Annotated in this window: 17 protein-coding genes; 11 read left to right on the top strand and 6 right to left on the bottom strand. The window is 46.6% G+C overall.

Annotated elements, in window-relative coordinates; translation table 11 throughout:
• The first annotated feature begins 166 nt into the window (after positions 1-166).
• From BLT91_RS08230 to BLT91_RS08195, 8 genes are all read left to right on the top strand, one after another.
• Positions 167-1330, top strand: coding sequence for a YecA family protein (locus BLT91_RS08230; RefSeq protein WP_175532156.1), 1164 nt, complete (start codon positions 167-169; stop codon positions 1328-1330).
• 80 nt (positions 1331-1410) lie between these two features.
• A complete protein-coding gene (locus BLT91_RS08225; RefSeq protein WP_175532155.1) occupies positions 1411-2079 on the top strand; it encodes a TVP38/TMEM64 family protein in 669 nt (222 codons plus the stop codon).
• Positions 2080-2235: 156 nt separating this feature from the next.
• Positions 2236-2679, top strand: a complete 444-nt coding sequence (locus BLT91_RS08220; RefSeq protein ID WP_090819278.1) for a MarR family winged helix-turn-helix transcriptional regulator — start codon at positions 2236-2238, stop codon at positions 2677-2679.
• Positions 2676-3335: an HlyD family secretion protein gene (locus BLT91_RS08215; RefSeq protein ID WP_090819275.1), complete on the top strand. Its 660-nt coding sequence runs from the start codon at positions 2676-2678 to the stop codon at positions 3333-3335. Before BLT91_RS08220 ends, BLT91_RS08215 begins: the two co-directional genes overlap by 4 nt.
• Before the next feature lie 9 nt (positions 3336-3344).
• A complete protein-coding gene (locus BLT91_RS08210) occupies positions 3345-4661 on the top strand; it encodes an efflux RND transporter periplasmic adaptor subunit (protein ID WP_090819272.1) in 1317 nt (438 codons plus the stop codon).
• Between the two features lie 14 nt (positions 4662-4675).
• Complete coding sequence (locus BLT91_RS08205; protein ID WP_090819269.1) at positions 4676-6301, top strand: DHA2 family efflux MFS transporter permease subunit; 1626 nt, start codon at positions 4676-4678, stop codon at positions 6299-6301.
• Positions 6302-6357: 56 nt separating this feature from the next.
• Positions 6358-8115 (top strand): hypothetical protein, encoded by a 1758-nt coding sequence (locus BLT91_RS08200; RefSeq protein WP_090819266.1) that lies wholly within the window; start codon positions 6358-6360, stop codon positions 8113-8115.
• 154 nt (positions 8116-8269) lie between these two features.
• On the top strand, positions 8270-9280 hold the full coding sequence (locus BLT91_RS08195; protein ID WP_090819263.1) for an LLM class flavin-dependent oxidoreductase: 1011 nt from the start codon (positions 8270-8272) through the stop codon (positions 9278-9280).
• A gap of 35 nt (positions 9281-9315) precedes the next feature.
• Here the strand turns inward: BLT91_RS08195 and BLT91_RS08190 are convergent, their stop codons facing one another.
• Positions 9316-9624, bottom strand: a complete 309-nt coding sequence (locus tag BLT91_RS08190; RefSeq protein ID WP_090819260.1) for a hypothetical protein — start codon at positions 9622-9624, stop codon at positions 9316-9318.
• A gap of 77 nt (positions 9625-9701) precedes the next feature.
• Here BLT91_RS08190 and infC point away from each other — a divergent pair, with 77 nt between their 5' ends.
• A complete protein-coding gene (infC, locus tag BLT91_RS08185) occupies positions 9702-10187 on the top strand; it encodes a translation initiation factor IF-3 (RefSeq protein WP_090819254.1) in 486 nt (161 codons plus the stop codon).
• A 44-nt stretch (positions 10188-10231) separates the two neighbouring features.
• On the opposite strand, the gene BLT91_RS08180 is transcribed toward infC, so the two are convergent.
• Positions 10232-10996: a C39 family peptidase gene (locus tag BLT91_RS08180; protein ID WP_090819251.1), complete on the bottom strand. Its 765-nt coding sequence runs from the start codon at positions 10994-10996 to the stop codon at positions 10232-10234.
• 291 nt (positions 10997-11287) lie between these two features.
• Here BLT91_RS08180 and BLT91_RS08175 point away from each other — a divergent pair, with 291 nt between their 5' ends.
• Positions 11288-11794, top strand: coding sequence for a hypothetical protein (locus BLT91_RS08175; protein WP_090819248.1), 507 nt, complete (start codon positions 11288-11290; stop codon positions 11792-11794).
• Positions 11791-13038: a M48 family metallopeptidase gene (locus BLT91_RS08170; protein ID WP_090819245.1), complete on the top strand. Its 1248-nt coding sequence runs from the start codon at positions 11791-11793 to the stop codon at positions 13036-13038. The genes BLT91_RS08175 and BLT91_RS08170 overlap by 4 nt, the downstream gene beginning before the upstream one ends.
• Positions 13039-13108: 70 nt before the next feature.
• Here BLT91_RS08170 and BLT91_RS08165 read toward each other — a convergent pair whose 3' ends face one another.
• The 4 genes from BLT91_RS08165 to BLT91_RS08150 all read right to left on the bottom strand — a co-directional run bounded on the left by BLT91_RS08165 (position 13109) and on the right by BLT91_RS08150 (position 17970).
• The gene (locus tag BLT91_RS08165; protein ID WP_090819242.1) at positions 13109-14254 is read right to left on the bottom strand and encodes a virulence factor; all 1146 of its coding nucleotides are present in this window, start codon (positions 14252-14254) and stop codon (positions 13109-13111) included.
• Positions 14255-14354: 100 nt separating this feature from the next.
• Positions 14355-14942 (bottom strand): guanylate kinase, encoded by a 588-nt coding sequence (locus BLT91_RS08160; protein WP_090819239.1) that lies wholly within the window; start codon positions 14940-14942, stop codon positions 14355-14357.
• A gap of 157 nt (positions 14943-15099) precedes the next feature.
• Complete coding sequence (locus BLT91_RS33830) at positions 15100-17088, bottom strand: DEAD/DEAH box helicase (RefSeq protein ID WP_090819236.1); 1989 nt, start codon at positions 17086-17088, stop codon at positions 15100-15102.
• Positions 17089-17274: 186 nt separating this feature from the next.
• A complete protein-coding gene (locus BLT91_RS08150; protein ID WP_090819234.1) occupies positions 17275-17970 on the bottom strand; it encodes a YhcN/YlaJ family sporulation lipoprotein in 696 nt (231 codons plus the stop codon).
• Between the last annotated feature and the right edge of the window lie 262 nt (positions 17971-18232).

The raw sequence follows: 18232 nt of genomic DNA, 5'->3' as shown, positions 1-18232 counted from the left end.
CTTGCCGCTCAATTGGCAGGTGCTTTTTTTATGAGGAGAATTGAAGTAGCTCAATAGGGTTTATGGAAACTAGTGGGAAACGCTATCGAAAATGCCTGATAAATTGTACAATATATGAAGTGATTTTCGGCTGAACATGTTTTTCTTTTCGGAAAGGATGAAGGAAATGGACAAGCGCCTGAGCGCAAAAGATAAGAATGAGGCTAATGAAGGGGAAAGGCTTGGGATCGAGATTAAAGTTCCGCTTTCACTCGCTGACAGTCTTGTTCGATTAACGAAAGGCGATTTAACGGAAATCCGGACTAACTTGGAGATCAAAGGCGTAAGCGCCCTGAATAAGCAAGAATTAGCCAAAGCGTTGGAGCAGCATATTCCCGATGCGCTGCCTAATCTTCTCAATAAATTCGATGAGACCCGCTATCAAATTATCAAACAGATCGCAGGTCGAAGTGGCTTTTCACATAAGCTGATCGAATTTGATCAGGTTGCGTATTTTAAAAGCAGGGGATTGATCTTCCAAGGTAAGTACAACGGGAAACATACTCTGGCGATACCGCAGGAAGTTCTTGAAAGCTTTCAGAAAATCGACCATTCGGCCTATCGCGAAACGTTCAAGAGAAATACAGAATGGATCAAATTAACGCACGGCCTGCTGTTTTACTACGGAAAGTTGAGTCTAAGCGAATTGGAGAACTTTCTGAAACAATACACGGGAGAGAACGTGAGGATTGGCGATTATTTGTCCGTCCTATATGAGTCCCTTTCATTTTATTGGAAAATACGACCTGATTCTGATGGTTTTTCAAACAGTTTGATAAAGGATACGAGACAAGTGCAGCAAGAGCAGGAGTCCAGATTAAACTTATCGTACTATCCGTTCTCCAAAAATCAGCTTCTGAATGCGGGCGAACCCGACTTCGCTGACAGGAACTCGAGCCACAAAGCTTTTGTCGATTTTATCCGGAAGAACTATACCATATCTCTAGAAGAGGCTGACTTTATCGTTGAAGAATGCGCGGATGACATTCGGAACGGAGTATCGCCGGGGAATCTGCTGCAATTTCTGCAAAAGCAGCTGGAAATCAATGATCTGGAACTGACTAAGGGCTTTATGAATCATATTACAGCCCTAAATAATAACACGAGACAATGGTTTCTAAAGGGCTATACACCGAACGAACTTTCCCCTGCAAGCCAACCTTCAGACATGATGCAGCAGCCCGCAGGCAAAGCGGAAGTGATCGATTTTACAACAAGGCTAAAGATAGGAAGAAACGACCCTTGCCCTTGCGGCAGCGGCAAAAAGTTCAAGAAATGCTGCGCGGGATAACCACGAGAAGCCAAGCTTTTCGCTTTATTAACATGTTAGATGGAATTCATTTAATAGATATTTCCCGAAGGAGGGGACCCATGGCGCGCTCGAGGTCACTTTGGCTGTTAGTCATATGGTTTCTGGTCGCTGCAGCTGCCCTGCTCGTTTTGCAATGGACCGGTGTATGGGCCCATTTGGATCTGAACCGAATTACCGAATGGTTGCGAAACTTAGGTCCACTAGGTGGGCTTATATACATAATAGTGTATACACTTCGTCCTTTGGTATTGTTTCCGGCAACACCTTTGACCTTGTACGGGGGTTATGTATTTGGCGTTTTCTGGGGAACTGTCTATGATATTATTGGCGCCGGTGCTGGGGCGTTACTCTCTTTTTATATTACGCGAAAATGGGGTCGGAACAGCTTTCAGAGGATTCTGCGGAATAAGAAGCTGCAATCTTTTGATCAGAAGGCCGAGGAAAAAGGGTTTATGGTTGTTCTCTATATGCGCCTCATGCCTTTCTTTCCTTTTGATGGGGTCAGTTATGGAGCCGGTCTTTCTAAGATTAAGTTCTGGGACTATACATGGGCAACTTTGATTGGAATTATTCCAGGGGCAGTCGTGTATAATGTTTTCGGTGCTTCGCTGCAAGAAATTGGATCAGACCGATTTTATGAGGCGTTTGCCCTTTATGCTGTTTTTGTTATCGTTCCTTTGCTTATAAAAAGAAGAACCCGTCGCAGTTTGGAAAGTCGGAAGCAGTAGCTTTCGGCTTTTTGCTTTTTCATAAATAATTCAAAATGTATATATTTCCAAAAATCATAGATGCATGTTACGATGAATATCATATCTATATTTCGCATACGAAATATTCGTATGCGAAATAACTAGTGTTCTTATGTTTTTTAAGGGGGAAGTGGTTTGGAAGAGATTAGAGATCTTGTGGCTGAATTTACGAGGCTGCATAAGCTGCGTGTATCTTTAATGTATCGGGAACTTCAACGGGAAGAGTTAACGGGACCACAGTTGTTTATTTTACGGGAATTGTTTATGAAGGAACCAAGAAAGCTTGGGGATCTCGCTCGTGCAGTGCAGCTTAGTAATAGTACGGTTTCCGGTATTGTGGATCGGTTGGAACGTGATGGGTTGGTGGAACGCAAGAGAGATGAGCAGGATCGAAGAATTGTCTGGATTGGTACGACAGATTTTTGTCAACAGATGAAGAAAACGAAGCTTGAGACGATTACCAAGGAGTTCTACGTAGGTTTGGAGATGGCATTTACAACTGAGCAGATTGAAACATGTAAAAAAGTGATCGAAATACTTATTGAACATTTGGAGAAAAAGCTGGAGGGAACGGAATGAAACGTAAATTGGTTCTAATTATTATTCTAGCTGTTATGGTTATTAGCGGAGCCACCATCGGCGGTTATTACTGGTATCAGGACGCTAACTATATAGCGACAGACAATGCCCGTCTATCGGGAGATATTTATCGTGTCATGCCTCGAATTGCGGGCAAAATTAATACGCTGGGCATAAAAGTAGGCGATACGGTTGTGGCGGATCAAATCGTCGGCCAGCAGGATATCACGAATTTATCGAATAGCTTGCTCGATCAAGCGACTTTGCGCACTCCGATCGGAGGAACTGTGATTCAAACCGCTGCCAAAGTTGGCGAAGTAGTCGCTCCCGGGCAATCGGTCGCAATGATTGTGGATAAGAGCGCCTTATTCGTATCGGCAGATATTGATGAAACGAAGATTCAAATGGTACATATTGGACAGTTGGTAACGTTTAGTGTGGATACATATAGTGGAACAGAGTTCCAAGGGAAAGTAACGGAGATTGGTCAAGCAACAGCTTCTACCTTCTCATTGCTTCCGACAACGAGCTCAAGCGGGAACTTCACTAAGGTTACACAACGTTTAAATGTAAAAATATCTATTGACGATCATAGGGGATTAGATCTAGCGCCAGGTATGAATGCTTCGATCAAAATCCATATCAAAGGGGTGTAAGGATTACCGATGAAAAAACATCTTAACGTCGTTTTATCTTTAAGTGTTCTGACAGGTTCCCTTATGCTTGTTAGCGGCTGCAGTTCTACACAAAATAGCGCTGCGGAATCAACAACACCTTCAGTCAAAGTAATTACGATCGGCAGTTCGAATGCAGCTGGAGCGAGCGGTAAATTAGCGGCGGATCAAACGGTTCAAGTTGTGTCCAAAATAGGAGGCAAAATTATTTCTGTTGCTGTAGATGAAGGTGCGAAAGTAAAGAAGGGCGATTTACTTGTTCAACTCGACACCGAAGATTTAAGCCAGCAGTTGGATCAAGCGCAAGCCGGACTGACGGCTTCGCAGGCGAAATTGGCAGATACGGTAGCAGGCGCCCGTTCACAGGATTTGCAAGCGGCAGGTGCGGCAGTTGAGCAAGCCAAAGCGACAATTAATCAAGCCAAAGCGGGAGTGTCGCAAGCGAAAGCAGCTTATGATCTCGTGACCAAAGGGTACAATCATGCGAAAAACTTTTATGATCAAGGCGAAGTGAGTACGGACGAACTGGATAAAGCGACACTGGATTATGAAAAAGCCAAAGCAGCTTATGAATCTTCTGTATCGCAACAACAAGGAGCGAACGCTCAATTGTCTGCCGCAGAGGCTAAGTTGAGCTTGGCCAAAGAAGGTGCAACTTTAAATACGTTGGAGCAATTGAAAGCCGACGTCTCAGCGAAGCAAGCTGCTTTGACGTTAGTTCAGAATGCGGTAAAAAATGCAGGGGTAGTTTCGCCAATTGATGGTGTCATTGTAAAAAAGAATGTAAATGTGGGAGAAATGGCACAAGCAGGAGCAGCTTTATTGACGGTTGTAAACATAGATCAAGTGAAAGTGGAAGTCAGTGTCCCTGAAGGAATGGTCAGTTCCATTAAACAAGGAGCAAAAGGAACCGTAACGGTACCCAGCATTCCAGGTAAAACGTTCGAAGGCACAATCACATTTGTTAGTCCGGTTTCTGATACGAATAATAACACCTTTCCTGTTAAGTTAACGGTGGGTAATCCTGACGGATCCTTGCATGCGGGAGCTGTTGCCAGTGTTGCTTTCGGAGCAAGCAGCGGCGATAATCACGTTGAAATACCTAAAGCCGCCCTTTTGCAAAAAGACGGCAAGACGGTCGTTTATAAGATTAGCGGTGACACAGTTCATCCTGTAGAACTGCAGACAGAAGATAAGAACCAGGATTGGGTATACCTCAAAGGGGATGCGGCATTGAAACCTAATGATAAGATCGTCTTGAATCCAAGTGATAAGCTGACTGACGGTGCAAAGGTTCATGCCGAGTAAAGGAGGCTGCAAGGATGTCATCCGTATCGACGGAAGCGGCTGCCCCCGAGGTTAAGCCAAATGAGGAGAAAATAACAAGTCACCAATGGTTAGCTCTATTAGTGCTCATTCTGGGTACGTTTCTAGCCATTTTAGATAACAGCTTGATGAATGTTGCGATACCAAAGTTAATGGCTGTCTTTGGCTCTACGTCAACGGAAATAGAATGGGTTGTTACGGGCTATATGCTCGCTTCAGCTGTTGTTGTTCCTATGGGTGGGTTTTTATCGGATCGCTTCGGTTACAAAACAACTTTTCTGACGACGGTAGTTGCGTTTGTTATTGGCTCGATTTTGTGCGGGATAGCTTGGAGCGACACGAGTCTAATCGTTTTTCGAATTATTCAAGGACTTGGCGGAGGTTTTATCATGCCTGTGGGCATGGCGATGCTCTACCAGATTATGCCCCGCAGCAAAATTCAAGTTGCGATGGGAATCTGGGGGATTGCCGCCATGGCGGCTCCTGCCATGGGACCTACATTAAGTGGATATTTAGTCGATAACTTTAGTTGGCGTTATTTATTCTACATTAATGTTCCGATTGGAATTATAGCTGTAGTTCTTGGGCTTATTATCTTGAAAGAAACACCGAAAAGAGTGGGACTGAAGTTTGATTTTGTCGGCAGTATTTTGTGTATGATTGTATTCAGCACACTGCTTCTGGCCTTAACAGATGGCCAAACCGACGGATGGACCTCACTCTATATTGTCAGTTTGTTTTTTATTTCTATTTCTAGTTTCATACTATTGATTTGGGTGGAGCTCGGCAAAGATAATCCCATTATGGATTTCCGATTATTCAAGAACCATATTTTCACTCTAAGCTTGGCGGCTTCGAGCTTCGTGATGATTTCCATGCAGGGCGGTATTTATATGATGCCGATTTTTATGCAAAACGTTTCAGGGTTGACCCCCATGCAAACAGGGCTGGTTATGATGCCGCAGTCGATTGCGATGGCTTTCATGATGCCTATTGCTGGGAAATTGGTTTCCAAATACGGCGTCGTTCCACTTGGAACATTAGGCTTGGCCATCATTGGTTGTACGACCTTAGAACTGCACGTGCTCTCTCAGCAAACATCTACGCATTGGATCAGCGGTTTGCTCATTTTCCGCGGTATCGGCATTGGTTTTTGCATGATGCCGCTTTCATCAGCGGGAATGAACACCTTGCCGAATCATCTGATTGGCAGAGCCTCTTCTGTTTCTAACGTCATCCGTAATGTCATGGCGTCGCTTGGTATTGCGTTGTTGACCAGTATGATGAATAACAAAGCGACACAATTCGGAGCCAGATTCAATGAGTCTATTTCTACAAATTCGCCGGCGTACACGGATCTTCAAACGAACGTCATTCATCGTTATTTGGAACTCGGGACGGATGCAAATTCAGCGTCCGGTGGTGTGATAGGTGTATTGTACGGACTCGTGCAAAAGGAAGCTTTGACAAGAGCCATTGCGGACACGCTGATGGTATCTGCAGTACCGGCGTTCATTGCCATCATATTAGTCTTTTTCATGCGACAGAAAAAGAAACAGCAGGCGGCAGTACAGGATAGTGTTGATTCCGGTGCTCAGCACCACGTGATGATTGAAATGTAAATATATGCTTACGAAGAAAGTTTTGCTAAAGCAAAACTCTTAGGAGGAAATAAACGATGAGAATTCATTTCAAACAAGTAGCGATGACGCTCGTCTTGTCTTCCTCGCTGCTGATGTCGGGACTTCCCGCGCTGGCAGCTGAGGGAGAAGGGGCAGTTGCTGCAGCTGTTCCAGCAAGTGCAGCTATAGTTTATCCGATAACCGATAACCTTCAAGTGACGGTGGAGGGTGTTTATAATGAGAAAACAGCCAGTGGCGTGCGTCTCGGCGCTGTCATTCGAATAAATAACACTAGCAGTCAAACGCTGCGTATTCCCGATTATGAGCTTAGAGTAACAACAACAGATGGTATTGTTTATAGTTTACGTGCAAGCAATAGTAATGCACGTGGTGTGCAGCCCGATTCTGAAGTCGAGTTGACTTATTTGAAAGTAGTTAACCGACAAACAGAAGTGAATTTGAGCAATCTCTCGCTTGTAGATGTCAATTACGATGTGTATCCGAAACAGGAGACAACATTGCTTACGACTCCATTAGACGGAGCGGTATGGAATGGCAATCATGGAGAGTTTAAAGACGTATCGCTTATGAAGAAGTGGGGGGAAATCTTCACCATACCGACACTGGAATCACCGCTGCAATATAAAACGGTGGATATTACGAAAAGTAATAGCACTGATGGCGTTGTGTATATCGTGAAGCTCTTGGTATCCAACCCGAGCGACCAAACTGAAACGGTTCCAATGCTGGAATTGGATGGGAAATCCAAAACAAATGTATATACCGGCAAACAGGTTGAAGCAGACTCTGTGAAGCTTGATGCAGGTGAGAGCAAGTATGTGCATTTTGCTATACGGGCGGATATGGATACCGTACTAGACAGTGTTAATGTTCTGACATCGGAAAGCTTTACACAAGCCGATGCGACAGGCAACGTGAAGACCACGGCTTTCCATATTGGTAAACTGAATGTAGGCTTGCCTAGCGCGAAGACCGCAGTGGGCAGCTATACCTATGGGTCTCCGATTGCTTTCGAAAAATGGAACGAAGTCATTAATCAGGATCTGGACGTTGCATTGGTGGAGCTTCATATTGCAGATAACCAAGATCAAGGAAGTAAGCTGGCTTTTGCCAAGTTTACTTTGACGAATAAGGGATTAAGTGAAATGCCTGTCCCAACATTCCAAACGATGTTATCGAGTCCAACAGGCTTTGACTATACGGGATCCAGACAAAGTAACGTGCCGAAGTCTATTGCCCCTGGAACATCGACGGTTGTTAGCTATGCCTTTGTTTTACCTGTAGCTGAAACTAGCGATACATTCACGATGAAAGTGCAAAACGTAATCAATGGTGAGGCTAGCGGAGAAACGACGCCGACCTTCAAATCAACGATTGCCTCCTATCAGGTAACAGCACAAGGGCAAGATGACAGACATAAAATCTCCCTATTTCCATACACTGTCAATATTAAAGATTATTACTTGGCGCAGATTACGTCCCCCGGACAGACAATTGCAATTAATTATACCTATAAATTGCAGTTATTTATGGATCTCATTCGTGATCCACAAGTGTTGGTTGACAACAACTTCTCTAAGTTGAAGTTTGAGCTAGTGGATCCTTCCGGAAGCATCCTAGGTTCCAAGACATTCCCTTTCACAGGTACTGACCGTTTAGTAAATGGGAAGCAGACGTTAACCTTTAACAATCTGACTACAGACCAAATTCAAAGTAATGTCATTGTTAGAGTATATGAAGCGTTAAATACACCTTCAGGTGAAGTGGATCGTCTGATTGCGGAATTAAAATAACGATAACGGTTATCCAATAAAAGCACTAGAATTCGTCATTTACATGAGATTAAGGATTCGGGACACTGCCGTTATCGGCTTGTCCTTTTTCTTTTGTTGGTGGGAAGCTGTATAATCAAAATCATTGGCAGATGACTAGAAAGTAGGGATGAATATGCTGAAGTTAAGTATACTTGATCAGTCACCGGTCTCGTCCGGGTTTACGCATAGCGAAGCCTTACAGCAAACGATTGGGCTGGCTCAAGCGGCGGATCGCCTCGGTTACACCCGATTCTGGGTGTCGGAGCATCATAACGCGACTGGTCTTGCCGGCTCCTCGCCGGAGGTGCTCCTCTCGACACTGGCTGCTCGCACGAGCCGTATTCGGCTCGGCTCCGGCGGCGTCTTGCTGCCGCATTACAGCCCCTACAAAGTAGCTGAAAATTTCCGCATGCTCGAGGCGCTCTATCCCGGGCGCATCGACCTCGGGATCGGGCGTGCGCCCGGCGGCACGCCGCATACGGCCAAAGCGCTGCGAGGCGTTAACGCAGATATGTTTGAAGGACTTGAGCGGTTCCCGGCGCAAGTCACGGATCTGCTCGGGTTCCTCACCGACTCGGTGGAACCCGGGCATGTGTTCGAGGGCATTCGCGCCACCCCTTTGGTGGATGGAGTGCCCCAGGTGTGGCTGCTCGGTTCCACCGGGCAGAGCGGGGTGTACGCCTCGCAAGCAGGCGCAGCGTTCTGCTTCGCGCACTTCATTAACGGAGCGGGAGGACAGCATGCGGTGCGCAGCTACCGCAGCTCGTTCCGACCGTCCGCGCTGAATGTCGTGCCGCAGGCGACGGTTTGCATCTATGTGCTGTGCGCCGAGACGCAGGCCGAAGCGGAGGGGCTTGCGGTTTCGATTGATTTGCGCATCCTGCAAATGGAAAAAGGCGAATTCACAGGAGTGAAATCGCCCGAAGAAGCGGCTGAATATGTGTACTCAGATTGGGACTATACCCGATTAAGAGATAATCGATCCCGTATGATTATTGGTGATCCGAATCAAGTAAGGGAGCAGCTGCTAAATCTGGCCGAAAGCTACCGAGTCGATGAAGTCATGGTCGTGACCGGCGGTTACCGCTTCGAGACGAGATTGCGAACGATTGAATTGCTGGCGGAAACTTTTAAGCTAGCTTGAGAAAGAGGTAAGTCCGACCGTATTTCTTATTGGGGTTAACGTTTATCTCTAGGACGCTTCTCTATTTCCTGCGTCACGATGAAGGCGAGCTCCTCGTTGCCGAACAGTGACAGCACGCCAAATAGAGTGTCATCTGGTACCTCACCGGCCTCCTCTTTGGGAACCGTTAGTTCAAGGGCTTGCTGCAGCGCTGCATTATTAGGTTGATCTGGATATGCGCGATGATAGAGCTCAGCGGGATCCAAATCATGGTTGATACACCATTGTGCGAAAACGAGGATCATCATATGCTCCTCGCGCTTGTAATTTTCAATCATTTGCTCTTCTAATTGTTTATTATTCATAATAGGGTAGACATCTCCTTAAACAACCTCTTGAATGTAGATGGGTTCATTATAGCGAAAGATTAGGTGTAATCACAATGATTAAGAATGAGAAAATCAAAGCATCTGAGGTTCATGTCACGGGTCTGCATGGCGAAGATCTGGGCGTCATATCCACGAAGGAAGCACTGTTACTTGCAAAACAGCTGAAGGTGGACTTAATCTGCACTTCGCTCATGAGTAGTCCGCCTCCGTGTAAGCTCATTGGTGCTGGCCTGGCGAAGCAAGAAGCATTACAGGAAAAACAGCAGGCCCGCAAGCGAGAGCATGCGCCAAAGGTCAAGGAGCTTCGCTTAACGCCGCAGATCGAAGATCACGACCTGGAGACGAAGCGTCAGCAGGCGGAGCGCATCCTGCATGGTGGTGATGCTGTGCTGCTGGTTGTAAAGATTTCGGGCAAAGAAGGCGGCAAGGCGAAAGAATTGCTTGAAACGCTGGTAAAGGATTTGAGCTTGCATGGACGTAAGCATACAGGCATACAGCTTAGCGGCAAACAAGCTGCTGTGCAGTTGGATCCACTATAAAAAGCATGAACGGGCTCAGTAAGGTTGAGCCCGTTCATGCTTTTTTAATTCAAAGTAATCGCTTGAGATCCCATTAGTTCCCATACTTTTTTGAAATCCGCTAGACCATAGGATTCTTGCTTTCCTGTCATGGGGTCGTTCATATAAGCGAAATCGTCGTCCCAGCCTGTTAGGAGTAAGGCATGTTCAGGTTGATACCACTCGACTAGCTGCCCCTCTTCATCCTGCCATTCCAATTCGATATAAGGTGTATCCATATGCTCGGTTGCCCAGACCATCGTTGGTTTTCCTAAAGTAATCGTCGTAAGCAAGTCCTCAAAAGATGAGCCAGATATATCTTTAATTCGTCCGGGTAGAAGTTGATTCAACATGACCGCAACCGGCTTATGATAAATGCCATAACCGATCTCATAAGGGTCCCCAACAAATACATCTTTGGGATTACTGCCAATAAATGCACCATCGTCATTCACATAGGGCAGATCTCCTCTGGGGAGTGCATCGGCGACTTCTTCTTTGGTGACAGGAAGCCCGGCCCAATTAAGCAGCATCGTGGCAGCCACTGCCTCACACCCGTTTGGCAGCTCGGGCAGCTGCGAAAGAGCAGGTACATTTTGCAGCTGGTAATGATGCTCTTTATTGGGTTGAACCGATGTTGTAGGCGTAGTCGTTGGTTTTGCAGAAGCATCTAGATGCGGTTCAATGATGGGTATAGGTGAAACCTGTTCGAGGGCAGGTGAGGTTGGCGCAGCTAATAACAAGTAAACGATAGAGAATAACACTAAAAAACTACAAATTATTTTTTTCATGCCGCACTCACTTTCGATTTCGACTATCTTTTCATTACAACATGGAGAACTGGGAAAAGCAATAATGAATCCAAGGTTTACGGTAAATTACATAACATGTTATATACGGATTGGAAAAAGTGTAAGATTTATGCAACAGTGAAAATGATCCAGCTAGTGTACATACAATGATAACCAAGTCGCATAGTCTAGGTAGACGGGTTATGCTTGAGGCATAACCTCGTGACGCATAAGCTCATAGAATAGGGTAATATGGAAAGCAAAAGACCCTAATGGACATGAGGGGAACTTATGAATAAACACGAGGATGAGAAAAAGGCATTGGAACAAGTCGCCATTGATATCTTTCTGGAGTTATATAATGTGAACAACAAGGTTACCCTACGGATGGTTCAGCAGCAGGAGAAGCCGGATGCGCTGCTTGAGGATGCAAGAAACAATCGGGTAGGGCTTGAAGTAACCCATCTGTTCTACGATACTGAGGAAGCAAGACTCATGATGTCACGTTCTGAACTTACTAAGCCTGGTGCCGAAGTGTTGGATACGTTTCTTCAGGTCATTAATGACCGAATTCAAAGCAAAGAACAGAAATTCAAAGATTACTCCCAAGATTACCCTTGTATGCTGCTTATTCGCAATGTATCCCTCTTGTTTGGGATGTCAGACATACTAGGCAGAAAGCATAAGCTAGTGCTGCCGTGCGGACATTTCACTCAAGTATGGCTGTTGTCTAGGGATTTCACACCGGACTGGTTATTGATTAACTTGGACGAAGTTGGTAGTGGAGGTATGAAATGAAGCGTCTGTATATGGGGCTTATCGCAGTTTTTGGTGTATATGCGCTGATCATGATCGTTTACCTATTAAAAGGGGATTTATTTCAAATCCCGCATGCACTTATTGGAACGAATGCAGATCCGCATACGTTCATGACCACACAAGAAATAGCGAATGCTGATTCCTTATCTCGGATACGATCATTAGCCTATTTCCTAAGTTCTCCGCTTCAAATGGGGTTGATGTTGACTTTGCTAGGCGTTGCTGTAAGGTTTCGCAGTATAGCTGAGAGGTTATTCCGAGCATCCTTCCTACAGATGGTTGCTTTTGTACTTTTGTTTACACTGCTTATGGACGTGCTCTTTCTTCCGGTTGACTATTTTTTGTTCAAAGTCGATCAAGCCTTTGGGTTATCTACGGAGACATTAGCCCTATTTTGGGGTGATCATGCGAAAGATTTTCTCATTAACGTTTTAGGGACAATTGTTATGGTGTGGATATTCAGGTGGGTACTGAAACGGAGTCCTGGCCGTTGGTGGCTCTGGTTCTGGCTGGTATCCATCCCCCTAATTTTGTTCGTCACTTTCATTCAACCTGTTGTGCTGGACCCTCTATATAATGATTTCCAGCCACTTCAGGATCAAAAGCTAAAAGCACAAATTCTCCAGCTTGCGGCCCAATCTCACATTCCTGCGGATCAAGTATACGAGGTCAATATGTCGGAGAGGACTCAAACGATTAATGCTTATGTGAATGGCATCGGAGGTAATGCCCGTATCGTTCTATGGGATACGATGCTGAAAAAACTGCAGCCCGATGAGATTTTAACTGTAATGGCTCATGAAATGGGGCATTACGTAGAGCGGCATATTTATCTGGGGATAGCCTACGGGATTGCGCTTAGCTTTATTGGTTGTTGGCTTGCTTTTCATGCTTATCGCTTTTTTATAAGACGTTGGGGTTCCCTTTGGGGCATCCGAGGGGAGAATGACTTAGCTGCTCTGCCGATCTTGCTGCTTATTGTAACGATCATGAGTTTTGCCTCGGCGCCGGCACAAAATGTATTTTCGAGAGTGATAGAGCACCGTGCAGATGCCTATGCGATGAAAATGACTGGAGACGGTAACGCTGCTATCCGTGCTTTTCAACGAATTGCCAAAGAAAACCTCAGTCCCGTCACACAGCCGAATTTGGTTCAGTGGTTCCGCGGCTCGCATCCAACAATCCTGGATCGAATTGTGTATTTTAAGCAGTTTGAGCGTTAAGTAGAGATGCAAAAAAGCACGGATGTAATCCAAATTTGGATTGCATTCGTGCTTTTATATGTGAAAGCATCTATTCATTCCTGCGCGTCATTTGCTGCCAAACGGAGCCTTCGGCTGCATGACCACCTTCAATACGCTCGAGGGCGATTTTCACCTGCATGCGCACCTCGAACTCGGGGTCATCTACAGCTTTGTGTAGGTCACTCAGCACGGTGTTGTTACCCACTTCGTACAAGAAACGCGCCGCGCGCCAGCGGACTAGTTTGTTACGGTCTTTAAGCGCTTTCGCCATGGCGGGAATGGCGGCAGGGTCCCCGATATCGGACAGCGTATCGCCTGCGGTCCGACGAACAGAAGGCGTATCGTCCTCGAGGGCACGATACAGGAAGGGCAGTACCTCGGGTTCCTTGATATCCCCAAGGTACACGGTCGCCAGTCGCCGGATCGACGTGTTCTCGTCCTGCAAGGCATGGACGAGAAGCGGCAGCGTCTCCAGCGACGGCTGAATTTTCTGAAGCGCGGCGTAGCGCAGCTTCCAGTCGCTGTGGCGCAGCTGCGCACGGGCTGCGTCGACGTCTTGAGCCTCTGCGGATTCCTCCGCAGCAGGGGCATCCGAGGTTTCCCGCATCGCGAGGGAGACCAAGCTTTCAATGCGGGCGTCGTCGTAAGAAGCGTCCAGCTCCTGGACAACTTCGCCCGCGATGTCCTTCAGCTCGCCGTAGCGTACGCCGAGCTCCTCGAGCTTCCGCTCCTTAATCAGGTTCGGCGATGCCGTACCTGCACGGACCGCCGCTTGCGTGAAGCGCTCAGGCATAGCCGCGCGCACTTCTTCTGTGCCAGCGCGCACCCTCACCTGGAGCGGGATGCCACGGAACATCTGCACGAGGACTTGTGCCTCACCGAATGCCGCTTCAGCCGGGGGCTGCTCTGGCGGCAGGCTCCTGTCAGCAGATGGCTGCACTTCGCCGAAAATCTCACGGGCTCTGGCCAGTATAAACTGCCAGTCCCCTTTAGAGGTTCGGTCTAAGGCAATGAAATCTGCTGCGTGGAACACACTAATCACGCCCTGGACAGCGAGGATTTGCCCAATGGCCTCCGGGGCTGTTGTGCTGTTTTCTTTCGTGTAGGTTTTTCGCACACCCGCCGGAAGCGATTCATCCATATTGAGCTTCATCGAGTTTGGGCTGGGTGTAGGCTCTATCGATACAATTTTCAAATCGGACAACTCCTTCATATAAACGTCATAGACGTGATCGGTTACGTGAAAAGACCCGGACGAAGTTCCGTCCAGGCCTGTTATAGGCATTTATTGCCGCTTAGTCTAAATCAACTAAATTACGATTCAAGTACTGATCCAACGTTTTGGTTAAATCAAACACCGTGTGGGCCAAATCAACATTCTCAAATACATGGTCACATTGGTCACGGAAAGCTAATTCTTCCTCGTAATAAGAGAGATACTTCGAAATGATATCTTCGGAGTCTCCACTTTCTTTCATCCGTTGTTCAAGTTTATCCCGCCCGGCATGAATGAAGATAAGGACAACGTGATCCCCATAAATTTTTTTGAGGGTCTCGGCGCCAAAGCGATTCAAGATTAAATAAATACTGCCGCTGAGCCCGAACATGTGTTCAATATCTGCACTTTTGATGCCATACAAATGGTCATTAACTGTACTAACCTCAATAAATTCACCGCCAGCTTGTGCTTGAACAAACTGAGCAGGAGAGATAAAGTGATAATCTTGACCATCTTCTTCGGTAGCTTTCGGAGGTCTGGTGGTATAAGAGATAACCTGCTTCATGCCCAAAGTGGAGCCTGACATTTCCGCGACCGTCTTACGACCAGCACCGTGAGGACCGGTGAATACAAAAATCATTTCTTTGTCCTTTAATGCGTACATGGAACATACCTCCTTAAAGTGAATTGTGGGGGGTAAATCCTACGTGCGTGCAACGGTATGAAACGATTTTTGTCTAGTAGGATCATTTACAGCCGTATTATTATTTTACAACGTTCGGGTTATTCGGTAAAGTCTTACCGGGAAAACGCTTTTTTGACTAGCGTTTTCCGCCACGGCCACCACCGCGAGGAGCACTGCCGCGGGATCCGCCAGCTTGCCCGCCGCGAGGCGAGCTAGATCTTTCACCACGAGGCGAAGCGCCTCGTGCTCCAAAGCTATCGCCGCGCGGTGCTCCACCACGCACCCCGCGCTCCGCGCTGTCGCCGCGTCCACGAGCCTGGCCGCCGCGAGTCGCGCCCGGTCTATCAGCACGAGGCGCCGTGCCGCGTGCACCAAAGCTGTCGCCGCGCGGTGCTCCACCGCGTGCCCCACGCTCAGCGCTATCGCCGCGGCCTTTGCCGCCGCGAATCGTGCGTGACGCGTTTGCTGCATCGTCACGCCCCGTGCCGGCGTACTTGTTATAAGGCGAGTAAGATTTATCGCCGTGAGGAGCAGAACGTCTGCGGTCCTTAGCTTCACCGCGGCCTGCTGCGCGTGGTTCGCGTTCCGCCGCATCTCCACGACCCCATGCACCAGTGACGCGTGCTTTAGCCGCGTTCATGTTGTCACTGCGACCTGGTCCTGCGTTTGTGGTTGTGGGTTCTTTGCTCTCAGCACGCCCCCATGTATTCGGATTACGCTCTGAATTGACTTTCGCAGGACGTGGGCCTGAACGCTGACCTCTTGGTGCATCGCTGCGCGAACCAAATTTATCGCCTCTCGAGGACGAACCTCTAGTACTGCCATACTGGACGTTGGCTTTGTCCGCTCGTTTAACTTCGCTGCGTGCGCCAGATCTTCCGCGGCCACCACGTTGTTCAGACGAAACGCCGCTTCTTTCATTACGGCCCCCGCGTGATTGGCCGCCGCTTCTGCGCGCCGAACCTTTGCCATCCGTATCGAAGGTTTCCTCAGAGCTGGAACGAACGCGTCTTTGTTGTTGTTCTGGACCTCTTAAAGACATCTTAATTCCTTTTTCAATTAACTCGATCGTAAGCATATCTCGTTGTGTCGCGAAAGTCACCGCTACACCGGTTTCCCCAGCACGGCCCGTTCGGCCAATACGATGGATGTAGCTCTCTGCATCTTGCGGCACATCATAATTGAAGATATGTGTAACACCTTCAACATCTAAACCGCGTGCAGCGATGTCCGTTGCTACCAGTAGCTCGATTCGGCCTTCTCTGAATCGCTTCATGACTTGCTCGCGCTTTGCTTGGGATAAATCACCGTGAAGCTCGTCGGACATAAGGCCGATTTCCTGCAAAACCTCATTCAAAGCAATTGCTCTGGCTTTTGTCCGGCAGAAAATCATCGCGAGGTAAGGTTTATATTGTTTAATAGCTGCAATCAAAGCATCTTGTTTCTCGCGATCCGTTGTTGGAACGAGGACTTGTTCAATTTCCGTCAAAGTAACTTGTTTACTTTGAATTTTAATTTCTTTAGCTTCTTTCATATAAGCTTTGGATAATCCCCGTACTTGCTCAGGCATTGTTGCTGAGAAGAGTAGAGTTTGACGATAAGGAGATGTTTGCGCAATGATATCCTTCACTTCATGAAGGAAACCCATATGCAGCATTTGATCGGCCTCATCTAATACGAGTATTTTCAATTTATAGAAGTTAATAGAACCCCGGCGAAGGTGATCGAGCAATCTTCCCGGTGTTCCTACTACTATATGTATGTTCCCTTGCAGCTTTCTAAGCTGCTTTTCTACATCTTGCCCGCCATAAGCTGCTAAAACCTTTGCTCCTGTTATAGGGACAAGGATTTTCAGCTCGTTGCTAATTTGAATAGCTAACTCACGTGTTGGTGTTAGGATTAATGCTTGGACATCTGGGCTTTCTACATCGATTGTTTCTAATATAGGAAGTACAAAGGCAAGGGTTTTACCTGTACCTGTTTGAGCTTGTGCGATAACATCCGTACCTTTTAATAGAACAGGAATCGCTTCCCGTTGAATGGGGGTCGGTTCGACGACGCCTCCAGCTTGTAAGACTTGAACAAGACTTTCTCTAATTCCTAATGAGGCAAATCCATTTGACATGGGTAATTGGCCAGCTCCCTTTTTTCCTACTATTATAGGGATCTTTGGTCATGACCAAAGTTTCCCCTTGTGTAAGACGATTCCCTCATTGTACAGGAATGCTAGACAAATGAAAACAGGAGCCGGCTCACATGCAGTAAATAACTACTTTATATATAGAAGTAATTCGGTGATAACTGCTGCATTTTACCTAGTTTGATCATCGGGCAGCGCTTGGGCAGTACCGAAGACGTGTGCGACCGTTTGATTGAAATCGGTCAATAACGGCATGAGTGAATGACCTTTCCAACTTTCTTGGGCATAATTGTTCATTTTATTAAGGAAATCGCGATTTGCTGAGATGTATACATCCATAACATTTGGCTGCAGCAGACGAACTTTCTCTGCAATGGTTTGTTTGAATCGATGAGAAAGCAGATCGTGATGAACAGCCGTTTCATAACTATTAAAGCCATTGTTCAGATCATTTGATGGCATATAATCATTGAATGGGGCATTATCGTTGTAAAAGCCTTTACTGGTCCCTTGATTGTTTGTTTCTTTTGTTGTTCCTTTCGTGCCAACAGCACTGCTGTCAATCATTAAAGCAACGTAAGCATTCTGATCCGTCGTCATCACGATGGCTGTATTCACACCATTCAGTGCATTCAGCTGATTAGAAAGAAATTGGCTGTATTCCAGCTTTGAATTGTTGTGCGTAACAGGACCATAGAGCTGTTGGGTTTGATAAGCTCTTTCGGTTTCCTCTGTTTTTTCGACAGGGGCGCCAAAATTCGTGTGGTCGGGACTTTTCCCATATTCTCTTCCCTTCTCTGCACAACCGGATAATGTCAGCAGGAGGAATATCATTCCACAAATCGGAAAACCTAACTTCCTGAGCATCAAAAGAGACCTCCCATATACATTGTAATGTCTATAGCATGGGATTTTTCTGTCCTTTTATTCGTCTTCTCAAAGATAGGCTTTCATGCATAAAGAGGTGGGAGTATGGAAATAACCATGGAGGGAAATATATCGCTACAGAGCGGTTTAAGAACAATTTGTGAACTGCTCTCCAACGATTGACAAAAACTTTTCACGAATTTATAGTTAATAAAGTGAATTGACATGGGCATGGCCTTCGTGGTAAAAATAATGTTTTAAA

Source organism: Paenibacillus sp. yr247, from assembly GCF_900103825.1.
GTDB lineage: Bacteria > Bacillota > Bacilli > Paenibacillales > NBRC-103111 > Paenibacillus_E.
This window is presented reverse-complemented; position numbering and strand designations above follow the sequence as displayed.